General features: G+C 59.2%; 24 protein-coding genes and 1 rRNA gene (1 of these 25 running past the window's edge). 16 read left to right on the top strand and 9 right to left on the bottom strand.

Translation table 11 applies throughout. From position 1 onward, the window contains the following. From ACA060_RS24565 to dksA, 4 genes are all read right to left on the bottom strand, one after another. Positions 1–2955: a sensor histidine kinase gene (locus ACA060_RS24565; RefSeq protein WP_162556248.1), complete on the bottom strand. Its 2955-nt coding sequence runs from the start codon at positions 2953–2955 to the stop codon at positions 1–3. Continuing rightward, positions 2939–3115 (bottom strand): hypothetical protein, encoded by a 177-nt coding sequence (locus tag ACA060_RS24560; RefSeq protein WP_003176118.1) that lies wholly within the window; start codon positions 3113–3115, stop codon positions 2939–2941. Before ACA060_RS24560 ends, ACA060_RS24565 begins: the two co-directional genes overlap by 17 nt. A 76-nt stretch (positions 3116–3191) precedes the next feature. Continuing rightward, the gene (gene gluQRS / locus ACA060_RS24555; protein WP_497313738.1) at positions 3192–4079 is read right to left on the bottom strand and encodes a tRNA glutamyl-Q(34) synthetase GluQRS; all 888 of its coding nucleotides are present in this window, start codon (positions 4077–4079) and stop codon (positions 3192–3194) included. Positions 4080–4368: 289 nt separating this feature from the next. Continuing rightward, the gene (gene dksA, locus ACA060_RS24550) at positions 4369–4809 is read right to left on the bottom strand and encodes an RNA polymerase-binding protein DksA (RefSeq protein WP_109634884.1); all 441 of its coding nucleotides are present in this window, start codon (positions 4807–4809) and stop codon (positions 4369–4371) included. 334 nt (positions 4810–5143) lie between these two features. On the opposite strand from dksA, the gene ACA060_RS24545 reads away from it, so the two are divergent. Then, entirely contained in the window at positions 5144–6316 is a 1173-nt protein-coding gene (locus tag ACA060_RS24545) for a pyridoxal phosphate-dependent aminotransferase (RefSeq protein WP_497313736.1), read from the top strand. Further along, positions 6316–7029 carry a DNA/RNA nuclease SfsA gene (gene sfsA / locus ACA060_RS24540; RefSeq protein ID WP_497313734.1) on the top strand — a complete coding sequence of 238 codons (714 nt, stop codon included), beginning with the start codon at positions 6316–6318 and terminating at the stop codon, positions 7027–7029. The genes ACA060_RS24545 and sfsA overlap by 1 nt, the downstream gene beginning before the upstream one ends. Here sfsA and ACA060_RS24535 read toward each other — a convergent pair. Next, complete coding sequence (locus ACA060_RS24535; protein ID WP_497313732.1) at positions 7026–7343, bottom strand: Rieske (2Fe-2S) protein; 318 nt, start codon at positions 7341–7343, stop codon at positions 7026–7028. The two genes, sfsA and ACA060_RS24535, sit on opposite strands and share 4 nt — an antisense overlap. A 165-nt stretch (positions 7344–7508) precedes the next feature. On the opposite strand from ACA060_RS24535, the gene ACA060_RS24530 reads away from it, so the two are divergent. Genes ACA060_RS24530 through ACA060_RS24515 form a run of 4 tightly spaced genes read left to right on the top strand, consistent with a single transcriptional unit; the run spans position 7509 to position 11053 of the window. Then, positions 7509–8381, top strand: a complete 873-nt coding sequence (locus ACA060_RS24530; RefSeq protein WP_497313730.1) for a heme/hemin ABC transporter substrate-binding protein — start codon at positions 7509–7511, stop codon at positions 8379–8381. A 50-nt stretch (positions 8382–8431) separates the two neighbouring features. Then, complete coding sequence (locus ACA060_RS24525; RefSeq protein ID WP_178082361.1) at positions 8432–9415, top strand: FecCD family ABC transporter permease; 984 nt, start codon at positions 8432–8434, stop codon at positions 9413–9415. Further along, positions 9415–10182, top strand: coding sequence for a heme ABC transporter ATP-binding protein (locus tag ACA060_RS24520; protein ID WP_497313728.1), 768 nt, complete (start codon positions 9415–9417; stop codon positions 10180–10182). Before ACA060_RS24525 ends, ACA060_RS24520 begins: the two co-directional genes overlap by 1 nt. Positions 10183–10201: 19 nt before the next feature. Then, a complete protein-coding gene (locus tag ACA060_RS24515; protein WP_497313726.1) occupies positions 10202–11053 on the top strand; it encodes a ChaN family lipoprotein in 852 nt (283 codons plus the stop codon). A gap of 266 nt (positions 11054–11319) precedes the next feature. Here ACA060_RS24515 and ACA060_RS24510 read toward each other — a convergent pair whose 3' ends face one another. The 3 genes from ACA060_RS24510 to ACA060_RS24500 all read right to left on the bottom strand — a co-directional run bounded on the left by ACA060_RS24510 (position 11320) and on the right by ACA060_RS24500 (position 13826). Then, positions 11320–11592 carry a TfoX/Sxy family protein gene (locus tag ACA060_RS24510; protein ID WP_010467623.1) on the bottom strand — a complete coding sequence of 91 codons (273 nt, stop codon included), beginning with the start codon at positions 11590–11592 and terminating at the stop codon, positions 11320–11322. Between the two features lie 241 nt (positions 11593–11833). Beyond that, complete coding sequence (locus ACA060_RS24505) at positions 11834–12178, bottom strand: pentapeptide repeat-containing protein (protein ID WP_109634870.1); 345 nt, start codon at positions 12176–12178, stop codon at positions 11834–11836. Between the two features lie 91 nt (positions 12179–12269). Then, the gene (locus ACA060_RS24500; protein ID WP_497313724.1) at positions 12270–13826 is read right to left on the bottom strand and encodes a bifunctional aminoglycoside phosphotransferase/ATP-binding protein; all 1557 of its coding nucleotides are present in this window, start codon (positions 13824–13826) and stop codon (positions 12270–12272) included. Between the two features lie 118 nt (positions 13827–13944). Here ACA060_RS24500 and mrcB point away from each other — a divergent pair, with 118 nt between their 5' ends. From mrcB to ACA060_RS24485, 3 genes are read left to right on the top strand one after another with little or no spacing between them, the layout of a single operon-like run. Further along, positions 13945–16269 carry a penicillin-binding protein 1B gene (gene mrcB, locus ACA060_RS24495; protein ID WP_497313722.1) on the top strand — a complete coding sequence of 775 codons (2325 nt, stop codon included), beginning with the start codon at positions 13945–13947 and terminating at the stop codon, positions 16267–16269. 16 nt (positions 16270–16285) lie between these two features. Next, positions 16286–17020: a tetratricopeptide repeat protein gene (locus tag ACA060_RS24490; protein WP_497313720.1), complete on the top strand. Its 735-nt coding sequence runs from the start codon at positions 16286–16288 to the stop codon at positions 17018–17020. Next, on the top strand, positions 17020–17355 hold the full coding sequence (locus tag ACA060_RS24485; RefSeq protein ID WP_497313718.1) for a YqcC family protein: 336 nt from the start codon (positions 17020–17022) through the stop codon (positions 17353–17355). The genes ACA060_RS24490 and ACA060_RS24485 overlap by 1 nt, the downstream gene beginning before the upstream one ends. An 18-nt stretch (positions 17356–17373) precedes the next feature. On the opposite strand, the gene ACA060_RS24480 is transcribed toward ACA060_RS24485, so the two are convergent. Next, positions 17374–17787: a DUF4124 domain-containing protein gene (locus ACA060_RS24480; RefSeq protein ID WP_497313716.1), complete on the bottom strand. Its 414-nt coding sequence runs from the start codon at positions 17785–17787 to the stop codon at positions 17374–17376. 399 nt (positions 17788–18186) lie between these two features. Between ACA060_RS24480 and ACA060_RS24475 the strand changes: the two genes are divergently transcribed. From ACA060_RS24475 to ACA060_RS24445, 7 genes are all read left to right on the top strand, one after another. Beyond that, a complete protein-coding gene (locus tag ACA060_RS24475) occupies positions 18187–19911 on the top strand; it encodes an acetolactate synthase 3 large subunit (protein WP_109636224.1) in 1725 nt (574 codons plus the stop codon). 2 nt (positions 19912–19913) lie between these two features. Beyond that, positions 19914–20405, top strand: coding sequence for an acetolactate synthase small subunit (gene ilvN, locus ACA060_RS24470; RefSeq protein WP_003205610.1), 492 nt, complete (start codon positions 19914–19916; stop codon positions 20403–20405). Between the two features lie 48 nt (positions 20406–20453). After that, positions 20454–21470 (top strand): ketol-acid reductoisomerase, encoded by a 1017-nt coding sequence (ilvC, locus tag ACA060_RS24465; protein ID WP_007948647.1) that lies wholly within the window; start codon positions 20454–20456, stop codon positions 21468–21470. 144 nt (positions 21471–21614) lie between these two features. After that, positions 21615–22472, top strand: a complete 858-nt coding sequence (gene pssA, locus ACA060_RS24460; RefSeq protein WP_497313713.1) for a CDP-diacylglycerol--serine O-phosphatidyltransferase — start codon at positions 21615–21617, stop codon at positions 22470–22472. Between the two features lie 63 nt (positions 22473–22535). Continuing rightward, complete coding sequence (msrP, locus tag ACA060_RS24455; protein ID WP_497313711.1) at positions 22536–23549, top strand: protein-methionine-sulfoxide reductase catalytic subunit MsrP; 1014 nt, start codon at positions 22536–22538, stop codon at positions 23547–23549. Further along, a complete protein-coding gene (gene msrQ, locus ACA060_RS24450; RefSeq protein WP_109634857.1) occupies positions 23549–24169 on the top strand; it encodes a protein-methionine-sulfoxide reductase heme-binding subunit MsrQ in 621 nt (206 codons plus the stop codon). Before msrP ends, msrQ begins: the two co-directional genes overlap by 1 nt. 543 nt (positions 24170–24712) lie before the next feature. Further along, positions 24713–25428 (top strand): 16S ribosomal RNA (locus ACA060_RS24445) (it continues 823 nt past the right edge of the window).

The following is a 25428-nucleotide window of genomic DNA, read 5'->3' as shown; positions in this document are numbered from 1 at the left end:
TCAGTTCACAGCGGACGTCGCTTCGACATGACGCGGCAAAGTCACCCGGATACGGGTGCCGCGTTGGCTTTGTACATCAGCCGGGCTGTCGATGGTGATTTGTCCATAATGCTCTTCAACGATGGAATAGACCAGTGCAAGGCCCAGACCGGTGCCTTCGCCAGGATCCTTGGTGGTGAAGAAAGGTTCGAACAATCTGTCCATGATGTTCTTCGGAATACCGCTGCCTTCGTCTTCCACGATCAGATCGACCGTGTGTTCGCCGGCTTCGCTTTTGACCCGTACCGCACTGCCGGGAGGCGAGGCGTCACGGGCGTTTGAGAGCAGGTTGATCAAGACCTGGGCGAGGCGCTGCGGATCGCCTTCGACCCAGTGATCGGGGTCGCACAGATTATAGAACTGCACTTCGAAATTGCGTCGGTTCAGGGCCAGCAGACCGATGGCATCCTGGGCCACTTCGGCCAGACAGACGGGCTCGTCGCTGTGCTGATGGCTGCCGGCGTGGGCGAAGCTCATCAGCGACTGAACGATGCGTGACACGCGCTTGGTCTGCTCGAGGATCTGCCCGCTGATTTCCTTCAGCTCGCCATCGTCTTCACGCTCTTCGCGCAGGTTCTGCGCCAGGCACGCGATGCCGGTGATCGGGTTGCCGATTTCATGGGCCACCCCCGCGGCGAGGCGGCCGATGCTGGCCAGGCGCTCGGAATGCACCAGTTTGTCTTCGAGCATCTGGGTTTCGGTCAGGTCTTCCACCAGCAGCACCAGGCCACTGTTACCCGGCGCGAGCGGTTCATCGATCGCCGCTTTGTGCAGGTTCAGCCAGCGCGTCTGGCCATCAAGCGCCAGGTGCTGCTTGTGCAAATGCTCGTCCGGCAGATTGATGAAGCCTTGCAGCAGTTCTTTCCACGGATCGGCGATGGTGCTCAGGCGTGAACCGACCACACGCTGCGCGGCAATCCCGGTCAGCTCCTCCATGGCTTTGTTCCACATGAGGATTTCCTGATCCTTGGCCAGCGAGCACACGCCCATCGGCAATTCCTGCAAGGTCTGGCGGTGATAGCGGCGCAGGGCATCGAGTTCGGCGGCAAGGCCGGTGAGGCGCGAGTGATAGTCCTCAAGGCGGCTTTCGATGAAATGGATGTCTTCGGTGACGTAGTTTTCGCCGCCGGCCTTGTACGGCAGGAAGGTTTCGACCATGTCTTGCGCCACACTCGGGCCCATCAGGCCGGACAGGTTGGCTTCGATACGGTCACGCAAACGGCGCAAGGCGTACGGCCGGCGCTCGTCGAACGGCAGATAAAGATCGCGCAGTGCCTGTTCGACTTCTTTTTGTGCGGCTTTCGCGCCCAATGGTTTGGCCAGTTGCGTAGCGAATTCCTGAGGCGAGGCAGCGTGCAGCTCGCGGCGTTGCGGCCGGCGCACGTTGTCCACGGCGCAGGCTTCGGCAGCGCTGGCCTCTTCGGGGCTGGCGTTGGTGAATAGCGAGATCAGGGTGAACATCAGCACGTTGGCGGCCAGGGATGCGATTGCGGCCATGTGCCAACTGGTGTCGTCCAGCACGTAGATCATGTTCAGCAGCGGAATGTAAAAGCCCTGCAGATTGCCGACCAGCGGCAACAGCATGGTCACCAGCCACACCAGAATCCCCGCCAGCAAACCGGCGATGAATCCACGACGGTTGGCGGTCGGCCAATACAGCACCGACAACACGCCCGGCAGGAATTGCAGCGTGGCGACAAACGCGACGATGCCGAGGTTGGCCAGGTCCTGTTCGGCGCCCAGCAACAGGTAGAAGCCGTAACCGGCCATGATGATCGCAACGATCAGTGCGCGGCGGGTCCACTTCAGCCAGCGATAGATGTTGCCTTCGGCCGGTGGTTGATAGAGCGGCAGCACCAAGTGGTTCAGCGCCATCCCGGACAGCGCCAGGGTGGTGACGATGATCAGCCCGCTGGCGGCCGACAATCCACCGATATAGGCGAGTAATGCCAGGGCTTTGCTGTTGGCGGCGATGCCGATGCCCAGCGTGAAATATTCCGGATTGGTCGTGGCGCCAAGTTTCAGGCCGGCCCAGAGGATCAGCGGCACCGCCAGGCTCATCAGCAGCAGGAACAACGGCAGACCCCAGCTCGCGCTGACCAGCGAGCGCGGGTTGAGGTTTTCGGTAAAGGTCATGTGGTACATGTGCGGCATCACGATCGCCGAAGCGAAGAACACCAGCAGCAGCGTGCGCCATGGGCCTTCCTGCAACGGCGTGTGCAAAGCGGCGAGGGCGGTCTGGTTTTGCAGCAGCCACAGCTCCAGCTGTTGCGGGCCATCGAATACCCCATAAAGGGCATAGAGGCCGACGCCGCCGATGGCGATCAGCTTGATCACCGACTCGAAAGCAATCGCGAACACCAGGCCCTCATGCTTCTCGCGGGTGGCGATGTGGCGCGAGCCGAAGAAGATCGTGAACAGGGTAATCAGTGCGCAGAAACTCAGGGCCACGCGGTGCTGCACCGGCTCGCGCGTGAGGATGCCGATGGAGTCGGCGACCGCCTGAATCTGCAGCGCCAGCAACGGCAGCACGCCGATCAGCATGAAAATCGTCGTCAGTGCCCCGGCCCAGGTGCTGCGGAAACGGAAGGCGAACAGGTCGGCGAGGGACGACAGTTGATAGGTGCGGGTGATTTTCAGGATCGGGTACAGCAACACCGGTGCCAGCAAAAATGCCCCGGAAACCCCCAGGTAGCTGGACAGAAAGCCATAGCCATACTGATAGGCCAGGCCCACCGTGCCGTAAAACGCCCAGGCGCTGGCATACACGCCCAGCGACAGGGTGTACGTCAGCGGGTGGCGAATGATCGCCCGGGGGATCATGCCCCGTTCGCTGATCCAGGCCACGCCGAACAGCACCGCCAGGTAGGCGGCGCTGATCAGGATCATCTGGGTCAGGCTAAAGCTCATCGGCATCTTTTTGGCTCTGCAGGATGAAGGTCACGACGATCAGAATCAGCCAGAGCAGATAAGGGCGATACCAGGCGCCAGTGGCGTCGATCCACCAATCCATGATGGCCGGGGAGAACAGATAAATCCCCACTACCAGGAGCAGGACCAAGCGATAGATGTACATCCCGGCCTCTCTTTTTAGGCGTGTGCCCGAAAACGTGCGGCGATGGTAACGGATGGGCGCGCCACTGCAAGTGTGATCACTGTAGTTGCGCTTCGGGCAGGGTGAGTGTGCGCGGGATTAATAACGCATCCCAGTGGGCGATGCCCCAATCCAGCACTTCTCGTGGTGACGCATAGGCCAGTTCCTTGCCCGGGTTTTGCCCGAGTGCGCGTAACGCACGCAGTAACAACGGTGTGGCCTGATCGGCGGTCAATGGCGGCGAGCGGTAGGATTTGCCGAGCTTGTTGCCATCGGGCTGGGTAATCAGCGGGATGTGCAGATAGCGCGGTTGCCGCAAGCCAAGCAGTTCTTGCAGGTAGAGCTGGCGCGGTGTGGAGTCCAGCAGATCGGCGCCGCGCACGATATCGGTGATGCCTTGCCAGGCATCGTCCAGCACCACGGCCAGTTGATAGGCGTAGAGCCCGTCACGGCGGCGGATCACAAAATCGCCGACTTCCCGGCCCAGATGCTGGCGGAATTCGCCTTGCACGCGGTCGATGAAGTGGTAGTCGAGCTCGGGTACACGCAGGCGAATCGCCGCGTCTTCAGTGCCATGGCCGGCGTTTCGGCACAGGCCCGGGTAGATGCCGTGATATGGCTCCAATTGTTTGCGCGAGCAGGTGCAGGCGTAAGCGAGGCCTTGATTGAACAGGCGATTGAGTACTTCAGCGTAAGCCTCGTGCCGATCGCTCTGGCGGACCATTTCGCCGTCCCATTCGAAGCCGTAGCTCTCTAGCGCCTTGAGAATGGCCGTCTGAGCGCCGGGTTCTTCCCGTGGCGGATCGAGGTCTTCCATGCGCATTAACCAGCGACCGCCCACCGCACGCGCGTCGAGGTACGAGGCCAGCGCGGCGACCAGCGAACCGAAGTGCAAGTGGCCGCTGGGCGTGGGGGCGAAGCGACCGATGTAGGTGGTGGCGGTCATAAAGGCGATCTATGTTGTCCGGCGTACGCAAGTCGCTGTGGGAGCGAGCCTTTGTGGTGAGGGGATTTATCGAAACGTCGCACCGCCCCGTTCGGCTGCGGAGCAGTCGCAAACCCGGTGGATGCGTTTTTTCTGACGCCTCTCGATTGCAGCGTTTGGGGCCGCTACGCGACCCAACGGGGATAAATCCCCTCGCCACAAAGGCTCCCTCCCTCAGGTTTTTTGCTGGGGCGAATTTCAGAAACAAAAACGGAGCGTTCGCACGCTCCGTTGTTCGTTCAAGGCGACATTACTTGCCGACTTGCTTTTCCTTGATTTCCGCCAGGGTCTTGCAGTCAACGCACATGTCGGCGGTAGGACGGGCTTCCAGTCGCTTGACGCCGATCTCGACGCCGCAGGACTCGCACCAGCCATATTCTTCGTCTTCGATCAGCTGCAGCGTCTTGTCGATCTTCTTGATCAACTTGCGCTCGCGGTCGCGGGCTCGCAGTTCAAGGCTGAACTCTTCTTCCTGGCTGGCACGGTCTGCCGGGTCCGGGAAGTTGGCCGCTTCGTCTTTCATGTGATCAACCGTACGGTCGACTTCCTGCATCAAGTCCTGTTTCCACTTATTCAGGATCTTGGTGAAGTGAGCGCGCATGGGTTTGCCCATGTACTCCTCGCCCTTTACTTCTTTGTAGGGTTCGAAGCCGCTGATCGACGTATTTTGCTGCTTTGCTTGGGTGGGCATGAAATGGACCGCCTCTACTCTTGTAATCCATTGCGCAGGATTGCTCCATCACCGACACCTGCCGGCCCTGCGGCTGCAAGCGGGCGAACTTACCAGATCAAATCGGGGCGCGCTACTCCCGGATGTCGAGGTAGTGGCCCCAAGGGCTTGCAAATGATTGCAAAGCCTTGTCTGGCGGCGTTGGAGGCCTGATCAATTATTGATTTTAGTCAAACCTGGGGTACACGCTTGAGTCGTTTGTGGTCAGGGATATATCGGCTCTGACCGCTTTAGGTTCTCGCTCGTTCCGGCGCTTGGGTAGAATCGATTCTTTTCTCCGTTGTAAGGAAGGCTAATGGCTCAGTCCTACAGTGCCCGCAGTCGCGCGATCGAACCTTTCCACGTCATGGCGCTGCTGGCGCGGGCCAATGAACTGCAGGCTGCGGGTCACGATGTGATCCACCTGGAAATCGGCGAACCGGACTTCACCACCGCCGAACCGATCATCCAGGCCGGCCAGGCCGCACTGACGGCGGGGAAGACCCGTTACACCGCTGCGCGCGGCATCCCCGAGTTGCGTGAAGCGATCTCGAATTTCTATCAACAGCGTTACAGTTTGAGCATTGATCCGCAGCGAATCCTCATCACGCCTGGCGGTTCGGGCGCGCTGTTGCTGGCCAGCGCCTTGCTGGTCGACCCTGGCAAACACTGGCTGCTGGCGGACCCGGGTTACCCGTGCAACCGGCACTTCCTGCGCTTGGTCGAAGGCGCTGCGCAATTGGTGCCGGTCGGCCCGGATGTGCGTTATCAGCTCACGCCGGACTTGGTGGCGCGCCATTGGGATCAAGACAGCGTCGGCGCCTTGGTGGCCTCGCCCGCCAACCCGACCGGAACCATCCTGACCCGCGACGAGCTGGCCGGCTTGTCGGCGGCGATCAAGGCGCGCCACGGTCATCTGGTGGTGGACGAGATCTACCATGGCCTGACTTACGGCACCGATGCCGCCAGTGTGCTGGAAGTCGATGACAGCGCCTTCGTCTTGAATAGTTTTTCCAAGTATTTCGGCATGACTGGTTGGCGGTTGGGATGGCTGGTCGCGCCTGAAGCGGCGGTCGGCGAGCTGGAAAAACTCGCGCAAAACCTCTACATCAGCGCCCCGAGCATGGCCCAGCATGCCGCATTGGCCTGCTTTGAACCGGCCACGATCAGTATCCTGGAGGAGCGTCGCGCCGAATTCGGTCGTCGTCGGGATTTCCTGTTGCCGGCCCTGCGGGAGCTGGGCTTCGGGATCGCCGTTGAGCCTGAAGGCGCGTTCTATTTGTACGCCGATATCAGCAAGTTCGGCGGTGATGCCTTCGCATTCTGCCGACATTTCCTTGAAACCGAGTACGTGGCAATTACCCCGGGGCTGGACTTCGGGCGCTATCAGGCCGGGCATCATGTGCGTTTTGCCTACACTCAAAGCCTGCCGCGCCTGGAAGAAGCGGTTGAGCGGATCGCTCGTGGATTGCGGAGCTGGCAAGGCTGATGCGTTTTTCTCCTCTCCTCGAAGAAGGTCGTCTGATCCGACGTTACAAGCGTTTTCTTGCCGATATCGAAACCGTTGACGGCGAGTTGCTGACAATTCACTGCCCCAACACCGGCTCGATGCTCAATTGCCAGGTGGAGGGCGGGCAGGTCTGGTTCAGTCGCTCCAACGACCCGAAACGCAAGTTGCCTGGCACTTGGGAAATCGGTGAAACCCCGCAGGGCCGGCAGTTTTGCGTAAACACTGGACGCGCCAACGGGCTAATCGAAGAAGCGTTGCGGGCGGGTGTGATTACCGAACTGAACGGCTTTACCGGGTTGAAAACCGAAGTGGCCTACGGACAGGAAAGCAGCCGCATCGATTTTCGTCTCGATTACCCGGGCGGGCCGGCGTATGTGGAAGTCAAAAGCGTAACCCTGGGCTTCGACGGGTCATCGGTGGCGGCGTTTCCCGATGCGGTGACGCAACGTGGCGCCAAGCATTTGCGGGAGCTGGCGCATCTGGCCCGGGACGGGATTCGCGCGGTGCAGTTGTATTGCGTCAACCTGACCGGCATTGAAGCGGTGCGTCCGGCAGAAGAGATCGATTCGGCCTACGCGGCGGCCTTGCGTGAGGCAGTGGCGTGCGGAGTCGAGGTGCTGGCATATGGTGTGCGATTGACCCACGAAGAAATGGTGGTCGATCGACGTCTGGAAGTGCTGCTGAACGGCTAAAGGCTGATCCAGATCCCTTGTTCGTCTTCGCGGCTGGCAACGGTGGTCAAAGATTGCCCGGCGCACGGGCCGGCGACGCATTCGCCGTCTTCGATCAGGAACAGTGCGCCGTGGGTGGCGCACTGGATCAGGCTGTTGCTGGGGTCGAGAAACTGGTCGGGTTTCCATTCCAGCTCGACGCCCCGGTGCGGGCAGCGATTGATGTAAACGTACACTTGGCCGCCCCGGCGCACGGCGAAGAGTTTCTGACCGTCCACGTCGAATCCGCGACTGCTGTTGTCAGCCAATTCGGCACCTGTGCAAAGCCACTTCATGTCTATCCTCAATTCCGGCGGCTCGTGACCGGATATGTCCGAGCTTGACGTTCAAATGCAAACAATTATCAAATGGCCGCTTCGCCCATCGGGCGCAGGTGCCGGATGCCGAGGATACTTGGCCTGTCATCTCGATGCCTGGGGAAACTTAAAAGGAAGCTGTTTATGCGCCTGAGTACCCGCGTTGCTGCGCTGTGTGTCGGACTCTTCGTCAGCCACCACGCCGCAGCGGCCGAGCTGCCACAGCGTTGGGTTAGTGCCGGTGGCGCTCTGTCGGAGTGGGTGAGCGCGCTGGGCGGCGAGTCGAAACTGGTCGGCGTCGATACCACCAGTCAGCATCCGGAATCGTTGAAGGCGCTGCCGAGCATCGGTTATCAGCGGCAACTGTCGGCGGAGGGCATCTTGAGCTTACGCCCAAAGATTCTGATCGGCACCGAGGAAATGGGGCCGCCGCCGGTGCTGTCGCAGGTTCGTAGCGCGGGCGTGCAGGTTGAGCTGTTCTCGGCCAAGCCCGATCTGCCGACGTTGCAGGGCAACCTGGCGCATCTGGGCAAGTTGCTCGGGGCTGAAGATAAGGCTGCGCAGTTGCTCCAGTCCTATCAGCAGCAACTTGAGCTGCAGAAGGTCCGGGTCACTCGCGCGCAGTTGAAGGAAAAATCGCCGGGCGTGCTGATGCTGCTCGGCCATGCGGGCGGCAAACCGCTCATCGCCGGCAAGGACACCGCTGCCGATTGGTTGATCCAGCAGGCGGGCGGGCACAATCTGGCCACGCACACCGGCTACAAACCCTTTTCTGTTGAATCGCTGGTCAGTCTTGACCCGGACGTCTTGGTGTTTGCGGACCGAGCGCTGACCGGCGATGCCGCGCGTGCGGCGTTGTTCAAGGAAAACCCGATTCTGTCCGCGACCCGCGCGGCCAGGGACGGGCGCGTCATGGAGCTTGATCCGACCTTGTTGGTGGGTGGATTGGGACCGCGTTTGCCCGATGCGTTGAAAACGCTGTCTGAAGGTTTCTACCCCGGTAAAGCCACCCAATGACCATTCTGGTTAAACCCCGTGCCTTGTTCATTGGCTTGAGCCTGCTGTGTTTGCTGGCGATCTGGTTGTCGTTGGCGCTGGGGCCGGTGAGCCTGCCGTTATTCGATACCTTGCGTGCGGCGTTGCGCATGATCGGCGTGCCCATTGCACCCGATGGACTGGAACAGGCCGAGCTGATCCTCGGGCAAATCCGCCTGCCTCGAACCTTGTTGGGCCTGGCGGTGGGTGGCGTGCTGGCATTGTCCGGCGTGGCGATGCAGGGATTGTTTCGTAACCCTCTGGCTGATCCGGGGTTGGTCGGGGTGTCGAGTGGTGCAGCGTTGGGCGCCGCTATCGCGATTGTCGGCGGTTCGGTGTTTGGCGGACTGCCTGAATCGTTCGGACCTTATCTGTTGTCGGTATGCGCATTTCTCGGCGGGCTGGGCGTGACGGCGCTGGTCTATCGGCTAGGGCGGCGTAACGGGCAGACGAACGTGGCAACCATGCTTCTGGCCGGCATTGCATTGACTGCGCTGGCGGGTTCAGCGGTCGGCTTGTTCACCTATCTGGCCGACGACGCGACCTTGCGCACACTGACGTTCTGGAACCTGGGCAGCCTCAACGGCGCCAGCTATTCGCGCCTTTGGCCGTTACTGTTGGTGAGCGCCGGTGTGGCACTCTGGTTGCCGCGTCGGGCCAAGGCCTTGAACGCGTTGTTGCTCGGCGAATCGGAGGCCGGTCACTTGGGCATTGACGTCGAAGGGCTCAAGCGCGAACTGGTATTTTGCACTGCGCTGGGCGTTGGCGCGGCCGTGGCGGCGGCGGGGATGATCGGGTTTGTCGGCCTGGTAGTGCCGCATCTGGTGCGCCTGCTGGCCGGCCCTGATCATCGAGTGTTGTTGCCGGCCTCGGTGCTGGCGGGTGCCAGTCTTCTTCTATTTGCCGATCTGGTGGCGCGGTTAGCGCTGGCGCCGGCGGAGCTGCCGATCGGGATCGTTACGGCCTTCATCGGTGCGCCGTTCTTCCTGTATTTACTGCTCAGAGGGCGAGCCTGATGTTGCGAACCCAGAGCCTGCAAATCCGTCGAGGCACCAAGATCGTTCTGACGGACATCACACTTGAACTCAATCCGGGCGAAGTCCTTGGCGTGCTGGGCCCCAACGGTGCCGGCAAAAGCACCTTGCTCGGCGCCTTGTGTGGCGAGTTGAAGGCTGACCACGGCAGCGTCTGGCTCGATGATCGCGAGTTGAGGCATTGGCCCGGCGCGCAGCGAGCCCAGCGGCTGGCGGTATTGCCGCAGGTGTCGACGTTGGACTTCGCCTTTCGTGTCGAAGAAGTAGTCGGCATGGGCCGTTTGCCGCACCAGAGCGGACGAGTGCGGGATGACGAGATCGTCGCCGCCGCCTTGCACGCTGCCGATGCGGGACACCTGAGTGGTCGAAGTTATCTGGCGCTGTCCGGCGGCGAGCGTCAGCGGGTGCATCTGGCGCGGGTGCTGGCGCAGCTCTGGCCGGGCGAAGCGGGGCAAACGCTGTTGCTCGATGAGCCGACCTCGATGCTCGATCCGCTGCACCAGCACACCACCCTGCAAGCGGTGCGTGAATTCGCCGATCACGGCGCGGCGGTGCTGGTGATCCTGCATGATCTGAACCTGGCGGCGCGCTATTGTGATCGCCTGTTGCTACTCGAAGGTGGGCGACCGGTGGCGCTTGATACGCCGGAGCAGGTCTTGCGTCCGGAACCCCTCAAGGCCGTGTTCGGGCTGGAGGTTTTGGTGCAGCAGCACCCGGAACGTGGGCATCCGCTGATCATCGCCCGTTGAAAATGACATTGAGGTGAGTATGCGAGGGATTTTGCTACTGGCGGTATTGTTGTTGAGTGCCTGCCAGCACGTCTCGGTGCCGCCTCCGGTTGTCGGTGAGATTCAGGACCTGCGCAGCGGCCAGATCCTGACGCCCCATGAGTTGGTTGAACGACTTGCCGAGTCGTCACGGCTGATCGTCGGCGAGCAGCATGACAACCCTGATCACCATCAACTTCAATTGTGGTTGTTGCAGTCGCTGGGTGAGCGTCGACCCCAAGGCAGTCTGCTGCTGGAAATGCTTACGCCGGATCAACAACCGCGCATCGATGAAGTGCGCCGTGCCTCGACGCTACCTGCAGATCTGTCCGGCGCGCTCAACTGGCAGTCGGGCTGGGACTGGAATCTTTACGGGCCGATCGTGCGCTTTGTCCTGACTCAACCCTACCCGCTGTTGGCGGCCAACCTGGACAATCATGAAGTCCGTACTGTTTATTGCAAACCGCCGACAGTAAGCGGTTCGCGTTCCAACGCCTCGTCAGTCAAGGATGAGTTGCTGGCGCAGATCAATGACTCCCATTGCGGCCTGCTGCCAACATCGCAGATGCCCGCGATGCTGGCGGTCCAGCAGCAACGTGATCGGCGGATGGCCGAGCGCTTGCTGTCGGCTCCGATGCCTTCGCTGCTGTTGGCTGGCGCCTACCACGCGCGCAAGGATGTTGGCGTGCCGATCCACGTGCTTGATCTTGGAGAGCCTGAAGCCCCCACGGTTCTGATGCTGGCGGAGCAGGGTGGCGAGGTCACGCCGGCCATGGCTGATTTCGTCTGGTACACACCCGCCACACCGGCGCAGGATTACTGCGCACAAATGCGTAAGCAGTTCGGCAAGTAAACGGGCGACTTTTCCACAGGCAAAAAAAGACCCGGCAAGAGCCGGGTCAAATAACCGTGATTAGCCTGATGAGGAGATATCTGAGAGTCCGAACCAAGGGCTTTTCAAATATCGACCAGTCTCGCGACCAGTTGTGATAATCATAGCGATTCTCATTACCAAGTCAACCGCTGTTTTTTTGATTTCTTTGCAGTCCTCTGTTTTCTTGCTCAAGAGCCCATGATCATTGTGCCCAGAGCACTAAATCCTGAAGTGAATCTGCCTGTTCAGTTCTTGTGGCGGGACGAGATGGCTTCCAGTTGTTTGTTCAAGGCTTCTTTGCGATCGGCTGGAATGTCGTTCCAGTGCACGTCCATCAGCGCGCCTTCGATCGCATACAACAACACCTTGGACGCCCGGAACCCGCGCGTACGCACGGCCCGATAAGCATCCACCGCTCCCAGGCGGCGCAAGTCCGACGCGCTGTGGATGCCCACGGCATGCAGCCACTGTGCCGACGTCTTGCCAAGATTCTTCAGGTGTTGCAGTTCATCATTCATCAAGCCTCCTTGCGACGGCCGAACGGTGCGTGGGCGAGCCTCTCAGGAGTGTAGCCATCAGTAGGAAAAGCGTGATTGTTTGGTCGGTTTCGACGCAAAAGCTTCTAAGAAGCGCAGCTCAAAGAGCTGCGTGAACGTCTGAGGGAGAGGTAGGGAAGTGCGGAGGAATCAACTTCCGGACAGAAAAACCGGCGTCCAGCGCAAAGCGGGGGCGCTGGACTTGTCCGGTAGAACGTCGTTTTTAGCGGGTGCGGTAACGCAGGCGTGTCCCGAAATTCATCGACATCAAAATCTCGTCAGCACTCAGTTCCGGCGGAAAGTAGGCGCCGGAGATCTGTGCGTGAGCCAGGCTCGCGCCTTCCAGGCATGAGTTGCGGAAGTCGATGCCGCGCAAATCGGCGGAGCGGAAATAGGCATCGGTGAAGTCGACGCCATCGGCGTTCAGCTCACGCAGGTCCAGGCCACGGAAATCGCCGCCTACCATGTCGACCGAGGCATGACTGGCGCGTTCGGCATTGAAGCCTGTGATGTCGTCTTTGTGCAGCAAGGCATAAAGCGGGGTGTCGAGAAGTTTCGGCTGGCTCATGTCGCATCACCTGATGGTTTTATGACGCCAGTATAGTGCCACTATTTGACAGCCGTGAAGCCGGCAAAGGCTCCACGGCTGAAATAGTTTTTTACAGGCCTGGCATACGCTGGCGGATCTGCGCAACGACGGTATCGAGCGTCCCGCTTTCATTGGTCTGGACGCGTTTGCTGCACAGAATCTCTGCTGGTGTCAGGGGCTCACGGCTCGCTTGCTGGGCGGCGATAACGGCGAGGTTGGCGTCGGACGGATCCTTCTTGTCTGCCTGACGCAAGGCCAGCCAGCTCTCGATGACCGCTTGTGGCGCATTGCAATCGAGGATCAGAAACGGTGCACCGGTAGCCTCGGCGATTTTCGCTGCGCCGTCTCGCTGGTCGCGCTTGAGGTACGTCGCATCGATGACCACCGGGAAACCAGCGCGCAGGATGACCGCGGCAATCTCATGCAGGCGGCTGTAAGTGGCGGCACTGGCATCGGCACTATAAATGCCGGCCTGCGGGTCATTCGGGACGGTTTGCTCGCCGAACAGGCGCTTGCGTTCAACATCGGAACGCAGGCGAATGGCGCCCAACGCTTCCACCAGACGCATGGCCACGTGGCTCTTGCCGACAGCGGATACGCCGTGGGTAATGGCCATGAAGCGCGACGGGATGGTGCTGTAGCTTTCCGCCAGGTTGGCGTAGTTGCGGTACTGGCGCAGGGTGGTGGCGCGTTGCACCGGGTCGGCCTCGGCCGGCATGCTGAACAGGCTGACCTTGGCGCGAACCAGAGCGCGGTAGGCTTTATAGAAGTTCAGCAGCTCAAGGCCCTGATAGTCGCCGGTCAGTTCCAGGTACTGGCTGATGAAGCGACGTGCCAGGCTTTTCAGGCCACGGTCTTCCAGGTCCATAGCCAGGAAACCGGTGTCGGCATACACGTCGGTGAAGCGGAACGGTTCGTTGAACTCGATGCAGTCGAAGATCACGACCTTGCCGTCGATGACGGTGGCGTTGCCCAGGTGGATATCGCCGTGGCATTCGCGGATGAAGCCTTCTGCCTTGCGCTGGGCAAACAGCGGCTTGAGGCGTTCGAAGCTGCTTTCGGCCCAGGCTTGCAGGGCATCAAGTTGCAGCAGGTCGGCCTTGTCGCTGAGGAACGGGCGGATCTGTTCGAAGTTCTGGCGTACCGGCGCCATCACGCTGTCCGGGGTGCCGGCTTCGTGTTCGCCAGGCACTTTCGGTGCGGTGAGGTGGAATTGGGCGATCTGCGCGGCCATCTCGTCGATGTGCGCGGTGGTCAATTCGCCGTTGGCTTGCAAGGTGCTGAGCAACTGGCTCTGTGGGAACTGACGCATCTTCAGCGCGAAATCGACCACCGGACCGTCGCCGCCCAGTTGCGGTGCTTCTGCGCTGCCGGTGATCGGCAACACTTCCAGATACAAATCGTTGGTCAGGCGTTGGTTGAGGCGCAGCTCTTCGCCGCAGAAATGCTCGCGCGCATCGAGGCTGGTGAAGTCGAGGAAGCCGAAATTCACGGGCTTCTTCACTTTATAGGCAAAGGGACCTGTGAGGATGACCCAGGAAATATGGGTCTCGATGACCTGGAATCCGTCTACCGGATGCGGGTAGAGGGCCGGGTTTTGCAGGGCGGCGATCAGGGACTGGCTCACAGGCGATCCTTCAAAGACTGGGGAAAATTCACGGCCGCCATTATGGCTGCAAGTCCGCCTGACGCAAACCTCGGAGGGCTCCTGTTGAGTATGAATAAAGTGCGTATAATCCGCCGCCATGACTCGTACTCGATCCCCCCGTACCCCAAAAAAACCACCTTCCAAGGGCTTGAGCCCTTGGCTGGGCTGGGCCCTTAAACTCAGTCTGGTCGGCCTCGTGGTGCTCGCCGGGGTCGCGGTGTACCTCGACGCCGTGGTCCAGGAGAAGTTCTCCGGCAAGCGCTGGACCATCCCGGCCAAGGTGTATGCGCGCCCGCTCGAGCTGTTCACCGGCCAGAAGCTGAGCAAGGAAGACTTCCTGACCGAGCTCGACGCCTTGGGCTATCGCCGTGAAGCGGTGAGCAACGGCCCCGGCGCAGCGGCGGTCAACGGCAACACCGTCGACTTGAATACCCGTGGCTTCCAGTTCTATGAAGGTTTGGAGAGCGCTCAGCCGGTGCGCGTGCGGTTCTCCGGCGACTATGTAGCCGAACTTTCGGCGACCAACGGTTCGAAGCTTTCGGTCGTGCGGCTGGAGCCACTGCTGATTGGCGGGATCTACCCGAAAAACCTCGAAGATCGCATTCTGATCAAGATTGATCAGGTTCCGCCGTATCTGCTGGAAACCTTGGTGGCGGTGGAAGACCGGGATTTCTATAGCCACTGGGGCGTGTCGCCCAAGTCGATTGCCCGCGCCGTGTGGGTCAACACCTCCGGCGGCAAGATGACCCAGGGCGGCAGTACGCTGACCCAACAGTTGGTAAAGAATTTCTACCTGACCAGCGAACGCAGCCTGACCCGAAAACTCACCGAAGCCATGATGGCGATGCTGCTTGAGCTGCATTACGACAAACGGGAAATTCTTGAGGCGTACCTCAATGAAGTGTTCGTCGGTCAGGATGGCCAGCGCGCGGTGCACGGTTTCGGCCTGGCCAGCCAGTTCTTCTTCGGGCAGCCATTGTCCGAGCTGAAACTGCATCAAGTCGCAATGCTGGTGGGGATGGTCAAGGGGCCGTCTTATTACAATCCGCGTCGCAACCCGGAACGGGCGATGGAGCGACGCAATCTGGTGCTCGATGTGCTTGAGCAGCAAGGCGTGGCCACCGCCGAGCAGGTCGCCGCCGCGAAGAAAATGCCGCTGGGCGTGACGACGCGCGGCAAGCTGGCGGACAGTTCTTTCCCGGGCTTCCTCGACCTGGTTAAACGCCAGTTGCGCGAAGACTACCGCGACGAAGACTTGACCGAAGAAGGCCTGCGGATCTTCACCAGTTTCGACCCGATCCTGCAGATGAAAGCCGAAGCTTCGGTCAACGACACCTTTAAACGCCTGTCCGGGCGCAAGGGGTCCGATGAGGTTGAAGCGGCGATGGTCGTGACCAACCCGGAAACCGGTGAAGTCCAGGCCATGATCGGTAGTCGTCAGGCGAGTTTTGCCGGTTTCAACCGGGCGCTTGATGCGGTGCGACCGATCGGCTCGCTGATCAAGCCTGCGGTTTATCTGACAGCCCTTGAGAAACCGAGCCAGTACACGCTGACCAGTTGGTTGTCGGACGAATCCTTTTCGGTCAAAGGCGCGGACGGTCAGGTCTGGAAACCCCAGAACTATGATCGCCGTTCCCACGGTACGGTGTTCCTGTACCAGGGACTGGCCCATTCCTACAACCTGTCGACGGCGCGTCTCGGGTTGGCGGTGGGCGTGCCGAATGTCCTGAAGACACTGGCACGCCTGGGCGTCAGTCGCGAGTTCCCGGCGTTCCCTTCGATGCTGCTGGGGGCCGGTGGTCTGACGCCGATCGAAGTGGCGACCATGTACCAGACGCTGGCCAACGGTGGCTTCAATACACCGATGCGCGGGATTCGTAGCGTACTCACCGCCGAAGGCGAGCCGCTCAAGCGTTATCCGTTCCAGATCGAGCAACGTTTCGACCCGGCCTCCATTTACTTGATCCAGAGCGCCATGCAGCGGGTCATGCGTGAAGGGACCGGCAGTTCGGTTTATAACGTGCTGCCGAAAACCCTGACGCTGGCGGGTAAAACCGGTACCAGTAACGACTCGCGAGACAGCTGGTTCGCCGGTTTCAGCCAGGATTTGCTGGCGGTGGTGTGGCTGGGGCGCGATGACAACGGCAAGACGCCGTTCACCGGTGCCACCGGTGCATTGCAGGTCTGGACCAGTTTCATGCGCAAGGCCGATCCGCTGCCGTTGGACATGCCGCAGCCGGATAATGTTGTTCAAGCTTGGGTGGATTCGCGGACCGGGCAAGGTTCCGAAGGCAGCTGCCCAGGCGCTGTGCAGATGCCGTATATTCGCGGCAGCGAACCGCCTCCCGGTGCTGCGTGCGGTGGCGAAAGCCCTGCATCCGGCGAAACGGTGATGGATTGGGTCAAGGGCTGGATGAATTAAGCAAAGAGGGTTTCAAGTGAACAAGTGGTTGATTCCAGCGGTTACCGCCGTGGCTTTGCTCAGCGGTTGCTCCTCCGTACAGCGCGGTTCGATCCCGGTTGTGGATTCCGGCAGCGCTGTCTCCAACAGTGAGCGAGTGTCGGCAAATGGCGGTTTCCGTCAGACGACCTCAAAACGCCCTGTGCAAGCTCAGACTCAGGCGATTCCGCAAGGTGACACCGGTGTCGTCGTGATGGTCCCGGGTGGCGGCGCAGTGGCATCGGCCCCGATCAGCACCGGGCCGATTACGCCGGGTCCGATTACCCCAGGCCCGATCGATACCTCGCCGGTGCAGTCGGCACCGGTCAATCAGGGCAGCTACAGCATGCCGTCGACGCCGAGCGGGATTCCTTCGGCGAGCTCCGGGGGCTTGTCTGCCGACGAGCAACTGGACGGTCCGGTACTCGCGTTGTTGACCACGGCTCAGCAGCAACAGGCCGGCGGCGACCTCAATGGTGCGTCCTCCAGTCTCGAGCGCGCCCAGCGTGTTGCGCCGCGTGAGCCGCAAGTGCTTTATCGACTGGCTCAGGTACGCATGGCCCAAGGCGATGCACCCCAGGCTGAACAATTCGCCCGTCGTGGCCTGACGTTCGCAAGTGGTCGTCCGGCGCTTCAGGCCAGCCTGTGGGAATTGATCGCCCAGGCGCGTGAGAAACAGGGTGATTCCTCAGGTGCTGCACTGGCCCGTCAGAAGGCCAAGGTTTCGTCGTGATGGACGCACGTTTTCCGAAAATTGCCGAGCAACTGCTGTTGATCGAGCGTGAGTTGCGGGTTCAGGGCTGGTGGGACGAGGTTTCACCCTCTGCGGAAGCGTTGTCCAGCGTTGAGCCATTTTCGGTGGATACACTGGATTTCGAGCAGTGGCTGCAATGGATCTTCCTGCCGAAGATGAAGATCATCCTCGAACAGGATCTGCCGCTGCCCAACGCGTCGGGGATTCAGGAGATGGCCGAAATGGTCTTCGCCGCCCGCAATGTCCAGGGCAAAGATCGCTATTTGCAGGTCTTGCTCAAAGAGTTCGACCTGCTCATCACCGCCTCTCGCTGAAACGGAAACTGCCAGGTTCTACTGGCAGTTATCCGCAATCTGTTTCTGTGCTTCGGTCGTGCGCTCCTGACGTTGCTCATCGGTCAGACGGCGCCTCTCACCGTCGACATCCTCCCGCAATCGCGGATTGTTCTGCAGTTGGGCCAGGTTCGTTCGCGCCTGCTCGCAGAATATCTTTAGCTGGGCTTGCTGCTCTGCGACCTGCTTTTTCACTGTGTTGTCGATGGCCTGTTGATCGCCAATCGCGGTGCTGCGCTTTGGCGCGGCGGGTTTGCCGGCAGGCGGGGAGGGCGTCAGCACCGTGGTCGCCTCCTGGCCTTGCGGCGGTTGCGCGTCGAAGTGGGTTACACCTTGAGCGTCGACCCATTTATAGATCTGACCGGCCATACACAAAGGGCTGATCAGCAGACTGACCATTAAGAACGTTCGCATGCCATTTCCTTGCCAGAGTTGCGCAATTGAAGCTAACACAGTTGCGGTTTAGCGGTTTTTTCTTGCTTTCTCATGTGCTTACTTCAATAAAGCACATAGACGGCTTGACTTGCAGGGGACGAAACAGAAGAATCCAAAGTCCGCTGTAGAGGGACTGCCAGAAGCAGGCCCACTCAGCAGATCATGAGGCGCACATCCGCGCCGACCTGTTACACCCGCAACGCGTTACCTCGCGCTGGGTGGGAAAGCCCCGCAACACTTGGGACGATCCCAATACTTGCTCAGTCAGTGCTGACGTAGTCGGCGACCACCGTCGCTCATGCTCTGCTGAGAAGTAAACCTATTAAGACCCGTCCTCTTTGATGTGGGCGGTATTCTGGCGTTTTAGAGGTGAACAACGTGGAGCTTTTATCTGGCGGTGAGATGCTCGTCCGCTTTTTGCGTGACGAAGGCGTTAAATATATCTATGGGTACCCGGGTGGTGCCGCATTGCATATCTATGACGCGCTGTTCAAAGAACCAGCCGTTCAACACATTCTCGTTCGTCATGAGCAGGCTGCCACTCACATGGCTGACGGCTATGCGCGCGCTACCGGCAAGGCCGGCGTCGTACTGGTGACCTCCGGTCCCGGCGCGACCAACGTCATTACCGGTATTGCTACTGCGTACATGGACTCGATCCCGATGGTGATCCTGACCGCCCAGGTGCCTAGCACCATGGTCGGTACCGATGCCTTCCAGGAAACCGACATGATCGGTATCTCCCGGCCGATCGTGAAACACAGTTTCATGATCAAGCATGCTTCGGAAATCCCGGAGATCATGAAAAAGGCGTTCTACCTCGCGCAATCCGGTCGTCCTGGTCCTGTCGTTGTCGACATCCCGAAAGACATGACCAACCCGGCCGAGAAGTTCGAATACATCTTCCCGAAAAAAGCCAAGCTGCGTTCCTACAGCCCGGCGGTTCGTGGTCACTCGGGCCAGATCCGCAAAGCGGTGGAAATGCTGTTGGCGGCCAAGCGGCCGATCATCTATGCCGGCGGCGGCGTCATTCTGGGCAACGGCTCCGCGCCGTTGACCGAATTGGCGCAACTGCTGAACGTGCCGGTCACCAATACCTTGATGGGCCTCGGCGCCTATCCGGGCAGCGACCGTCAGTTCCTCGGCATGCTTGGTATGCACGGCAGCTACACCGCCAACCTGGCGATGCACCATGCGGACGTGATCATGGCCGTGGGCGCACGTTTCGATGACCGTGTTATCAACGGTGCATCGAAGTTCTGCCCAAGCGCCAAGATCATCCACATCGATATCGACCCGGCTTCGATCTCCAAGACCATCAAGGCCGACGTTCCTATCGTCGGCCCGGTGGAAAGCGTCTTGACCGAAATGGTCGCTACCTTCAAGGAAATCGGCGAGACCCCGAACAAGGACTCGGTTGCTGCCTGGTGGAAGCAGGTTGAAGAGTGGCGCGGTGATCGCGACATGTTCCCTTACAACAAAGGGGACGGCAGCATCATCAAGCCGCAGACCGTTATCGAAACCCTGCACGAAGTGACCAAGGGCGACGCCTACATTGCGTCCGACGTGGGTCAGCACCAGATGTTCGCGGCGCAGTACTACCGCTTCAACAAGCCTAATCGCTGGATCAACTCCGGCGGCCTGGGCACGATGGGCTTCGGTTTCCCGGCAGCAATGGGCGTGAAACTGAGCTTCCCGGAAGCGGACGTGGCTTGCGTGACTGGTGAAGGCAGCATCCAGATGAACATCCAGGAGCTGTCCACTTGCCTGCAGCATGACCTGCCGGTGAAGATCATCCTGCTCAACAACGGCGTGCTCGGCATGGTCCGTCAGTGGCAGGACATGAGCTACGGCGCGCGTCACTCGCACTCCTACATGGAATCGTTGCCGGACTTCGTCAAGTTGGCCGAAGCCTACGGTCACGTGGGGATGCGCATCACGGACTTGAAGGATTTGAAGCCGATGATGGAGCAAGCGTTCGCGATGAAGGATCGTCTGGTGTTCATCGACATCAAGGTCGACGCCGGTGAGCACGTCTACCCGATGCAGATCAAAGACGGCTCCATGCGCGATATGTGGCTGAGCAAGACGGAGCGTACTTAATCATGCGACATATTATTTCCCTGCTTCTGGAAAACGAACCCGGTGCTCTGTCTCGTGTAGTCGGCCTGTTCTCGCAGCGCAACTACAACATCGAAAGCCTGACCGTGGCCCCTACCGAAGACCCGACCTTGTCGCGTCTGACGCTGACCACTGTCGGCCACGATGAAATCATCGAGCAGATCACCAAGAACCTGAACAAGCTGATCGAAGTGGTCAAACTGGTCGACCTGTCGGAGAGTGCTCACATCGAGCGCGAACTGATGTTGGTCAAGGTCAAGGCCACCGGCGCCCAGCGCGCCGAGATCAAGCGCACCACCGATATTTACCGTGGGCAGATCGTCGATGTCAGCGCTAGCGTGTATACCGTTCAATTGACCGGTACCAGCGACAAGCTCGACAGCTTCATTCAGTCCATTGGCACCGCCTCGATCCTGGAAACCGTCCGTAGCGGCGTGACCGGCATCGCTCGCGGCGACAAAGTACTCAGCATCTAAACCAAATTAGCGAACGGCCTGAACGGCCTGGATATATAGGGGAATTTCATGAAAGTTTATTACGAAAAAGACTGCGACCTGTCGATCATCCAGGGCAAGAAAGTTGCCATCATTGGTTACGGTTCCCAAGGCCACGCTCAAGCGTGCAACCTGAAAGACTCCGGCGTTGACGTGACTGTCGGTCTGCGTAAAGGTTCGGCCACTGTTGCCAAAGCCGAAGCCCACGGCCTGAAAGTGACCGACGTTGCTTCCGCTGTTGCTGCGGCCGACCTGGTCATGATCCTGACCCCGGACGAGTTCCAGTCTGCCCTGTACAAGAACGAAATCGAGCCGAACATCAAGAAAGGCGCCACCCTGGCCTTCTCCCACGGCTTCGCGATCCACTACAACCAGGTTGTTCCGCGCGCTGACCTCGACGTGATCATGATCGCGCCGAAAGCACCGGGCCACACCGTGCGTTCCGAGTTCGTCAAAGGCGGCGGTATCCCTGACCTGATCGCTATCTACCAGGATGCTTCGGGCAACGCCAAAAACGTTGCACTGTCCTACGCCGCAGGCGTGGGTGGCGGTCGTACCGGCATCATCGAAACCACCTTCAAGGACGAGACCGAAACCGACCTGTTCGGCGAACAAGCCGTTCTGTGCGGCGGTACCGTTGAACTGGTCAAAGCCGGTTTCGAAACCCTGGTTGAAGCTGGCTACGCGCCGGAAATGGCTTACTTCGAATGCCTGCACGAACTGAAGCTGATCGTTGACCTCATGTACGAAGGCGGCATCGCCAACATGAACTACTCGATCTCCAACAACGCTGAGTACGGCGAGTACGTGACCGGTCCGGAAGTGATCAACGCCGAATCCCGTCAGGCCATGCGCAACGCCCTGAAACGTATTCAGGACGGCGAATACGCCAAGATGTTCATCAGCGAAGGCGCGACCGGCTATCCTTCGATGACCGCCAAGCGTCGTAACAACGCCGCTCACGGTATCGAAATCATCGGCGAGCAACTGCGCTCCATGATGCCGTGGATCGGTGCCAACAAGATCGTCGACAAAGCTAAAAACTAAGTCGCGCACTTGTACGAAAAACGCGGCTTAGGCCGCGTTTTTTCGTTTGGGTGGCCGGTTCTGGTATAAAGCTGCATCGTTTGCGGCCGAACCGTCGTCCCAGACACCTGTCGAAACTTTCCACCCCGTTGCAAGGTAATGTCCATGAGCGAACGTCCCGAAGAGCCAAACAAGGCTTCTGACGCCGAAAGCCTGCTGCCCATCGATGAGCACATCGAGGAAGGGCACGACGCTGAAGGTCGTAAAGTCCGGCATCGTGGTATCTATCTTCTGCCGAATCTGTTCACCACTGCGAACCTGTTCGCAGGGTTTTATTCCATCATAAGTTCGATGAGCGCCCAGAGCGCCTTGAGTGCCGGTGATTCGGTTGGCGCGAGCAAGTATTTCGCGTTTGCCGCTATCGCGATTTTCGTCGCCATGGTGCTCGACGGCCTCGATGGTCGAGTCGCCCGTATGACTAATACCCAGAGTGCCTTCGGCGCCGAGTACGACTCGCTGTCGGACATGGTCGCCTTTGGTGTCGCGCCGGCATTGCTGGCGTTTGGTTGGGCCTTGGGCGACATGGACAAGGTCGGCTGGATGGTTGCCTTCATCTATGTTGCTGGCGCGGCATTGCGTCTGGCCCGCTTCAATACGCAAGTCGGCACTGCGGACAAACGCTACTTCATCGGTCTGGCCAGCCCGGCTGCCGCGGGTGTGGTCGCGGGGATTGTCTGGGCGTTCAGCGATTACGGCATTCAGGGGTCCAAGATGTCCTTCCTGGTTGCGCTGATGGTGGCCGCCGCCGGCATGCTGATGGTCAGCAACATCAAGTACAACAGCTTCAAGGAGCTGGACTTGAAGGGACGAGTGCCTTTTGTCGCGATCCTGGCGGTGGTGCTGGTGTTTGCCGTGGTCTTCAGTGATCCACCGCGCATTCTGCTGCTGGTTTTCCTCGCTTACGCGGCGTCCGGTCCGGTGCAATACCTGTTGCATCTTCGTCGGCACAAAAAAGCCGAGTGATGTAATTTCCCTCATACTCCGCAGTCTATTGGTGCATCTGTCCTCCAATGCTGCGGAGTTGCCATGCTGATCAAAGTCCCCAAAGCGTCTGACTGCCACGAGTCGGACGTCACGCCTGAATCCTTCTATCTTTCTCGACGCAATCTATTGGGTGCTGCCGTAGCCGGTCTGGCTGTGAGCAGTCTGCCGCGTTGGGCCAGTGCTGACGAAGCCGCTCGTTACGCCGATGTCGAGCCTGGCAAGGCACCTTCCTGGTTTGCCGAAAAGCTTCCTTCTACCAAGTGGGGGGCGGTCAACGTCAAGGATGAGGCGATCACGCCATTCAAGGATGCGACCCACTACAACAACTTCTATGAGTTCGGCACTGATAAAGGCGACCCTGCTGCCAATGCCGGTTCGTTGAAGACTGAACCTTGGACCGTGGTAGTAGACGGGGAGGTGGGTAAGCCGGGGCGGTATGCGCTGGAAGACTTCATGAAGCCTTATCAATTGGAGGAGCGGATTTATCGTCTTCGCTGTGTTGAGGCCTGGTCGATGGTCATTCCGTGGATCGGTTTTCCTCTCTCGGCTTTGCTGAAGGAGGTCGAACCTACGTCCAAGGCGAAGTTCATCCGTTTCGAAACGCTGCAAGATCCCAAGAGCATGCCAGGTCAGCGCTCCGGCTTTGCCTTGATCGAGTGGCCCTATGTAGAGGGGCTGCGGTTGGATGAGGCGATGAATCCGCTGGCGATTCTTGCGGTGGGCATGTATGGGCGCGAATTGCCGAATCAGAACGGGGCGCCGCTACGGTTGGTGGTGCCTTGGAAGTACGGCTTCAAGAGCATCAAATCCATCGTGCGGATCAGTCTGGTCAGTGAACAGCCGAAAACCACCTGGCAGAGCATTGCCGCGGATGAGTACGGCTTTTATGCGAACGTGAACCCTACGGTCGATCACCCGCGCTGGACCCAGGCGCGGGAGCGGCGGTTGCCGAGCGGTCTGTTCAAGCCCAATGTTCGGGATACGCAGATGTTCAACGGCTACTCGGATGAAGTCGCTTCTCTCTATACAGGGCTCGATCTGCGGAAGAACTACTGATGCGTTATCTGTTTTGGCGAGTGGGCGTCTTTATAGCGGCTGCGATCTGGCCGCTGCTTTGGTTGTATCAGGCTTGGCAGGATGTGCTGGGCCCCGACCCGGGCAAGGTGCTGGTTGACCGTCTCGGGTTGGGGACGCTTGTCCTGCTATTGATAACCTTAAGCATGACGCCTCTGCAGAAACTTACCGGTTGGGCGGGATGGATCGCTGTACGCCGGCAACTGGGGCTGTGGTGTTTCGCTTATGTGGTTCTGCATTTGAGCGGCTATACAGCGTTCATTCTTGGATTTGACTGGTCGCAGCTGGGTGTCGAGTTGCGCAAGCGGCCGTACATCATTGTCGGGACGTTGGGATTTCTTGGTTTGTTGGCATTGGCGGTGACCTCCAATCGTTATAGTCAGCGACGCTTGGGTGTGCGTTGGAAGAAGTTGCATCGGCTGGCTTATGTGATTCTCGGGCTCGGCTTGCTGCATATGCTTTGGATCGTTCGAGCGGATTTGAAGGAATGGTCTGTCTATGCCTCTATAGGCGCGCTGCTATTAGTGCTGCGCATTCCCCCGATTGCTCGCCGAATCCCGCGCTTAATAGCTAAAAAGGTACCTTCTGCAAGAAAAGCGTAAATAGGTGTTGACGGCAGATTCTGGAAGTCTATAATTCGCCCCACTTCCGGCGCAGTCGAAACGGAAAACTCCTTGGTAAACAAAGAGTTACGCAGTTTTCGACAGCGGGTTGCTTCAGGTCATCGAAGCCCAGAAGGAGTTGATCAAGCGGGTTTGTGTGGCTTGATTGACGGTTCGATCTTCTCGGTCGAAAGCGGAGAAAAAGAGGTGTTGACAGCAGCGAGTAACGCTGTAGAATTCGCCTCCCGCTAACGAGAGATCGGAAGCGCAAGTGGTTGAAGTTGCAAAGGAAACTTTGAAACTTCTGAAAATAACCGCTTGACAGCAACAGAGGCTGCTGTAGAATGCGCGCCTCGGTTGAGACGAAAGATCTTAACCAACCGCTCTTTAACAACTGAATCAAGCAATTCGTGTGGGTGCTTGTGGAGTCAGACTGATAGTCAACAAGATTATCAGCATCACAAGTTACTCCGCGAGAAATCAAAGATGTAACCAACGATTGCTGAGCCAAGTTTAGGGTTTCTTAAAAACCCAAAGATGTTTGAACTGAAGAGTTTGATCATGGCTCAGATTGAACGCTGGCGGCAGGCCTAACACATGCAAGTCGAGCGGCAGCACGGGTACTTGTACCTGGTGGCGAGCGGCGGACGGGTGAGTAATGCCTAGGAATCTGCCTGGTAGTGGGGGATAACGCTCGGAAACGGACGCTAATACCGCATACGTCCTACGGGAGAAAGCAGGGGACCTTCGGGCCTTGCGCTATCAGATGAGCCTAGGTCGGATTAGCTAGTTGGTGAGGTAATGGCTCACCAAGGCGACGATCCGTAACTGGTCTGAGAGGATGATCAGTCACACTGGAACTGAGACACGGTCCAGACTCCTACGGGAGGCAGCAGTGGGGAATATTGGACAATGGGCGAAAGCCTGATCCAGCCATGCCGCGTGTGTGAAGAAGGTCTTCGGATTGTAAAGCACTTTAAGTTGGGAGGAAGGGCATTTACCTAATACGTAAGTGTTTTGACGTTACCGACAGAATAAGCACCGGCTAACTCTGTGCCAGCAGCCGCGGTAATACAGAGGGTGCAAGCGTTAATCGGAATTACTGGGCGTAAAGCGCGCGTAGGTGGTTTGTTAAGTTGGATGTGAAATCCCCGGGCTCAACCTGGGAACTGCATTCAAAACTGACAAGCTAGAGTATGGTAGAGGGTGGTGGAATTTCCTGTGTAGCGGTGAAATGCGTAGATATAGGAAGGAACACC

The organism is Pseudomonas sp. LBUM1671 (genome assembly GCF_059695685.1).
This window is presented reverse-complemented; position numbering and strand designations above follow the sequence as displayed.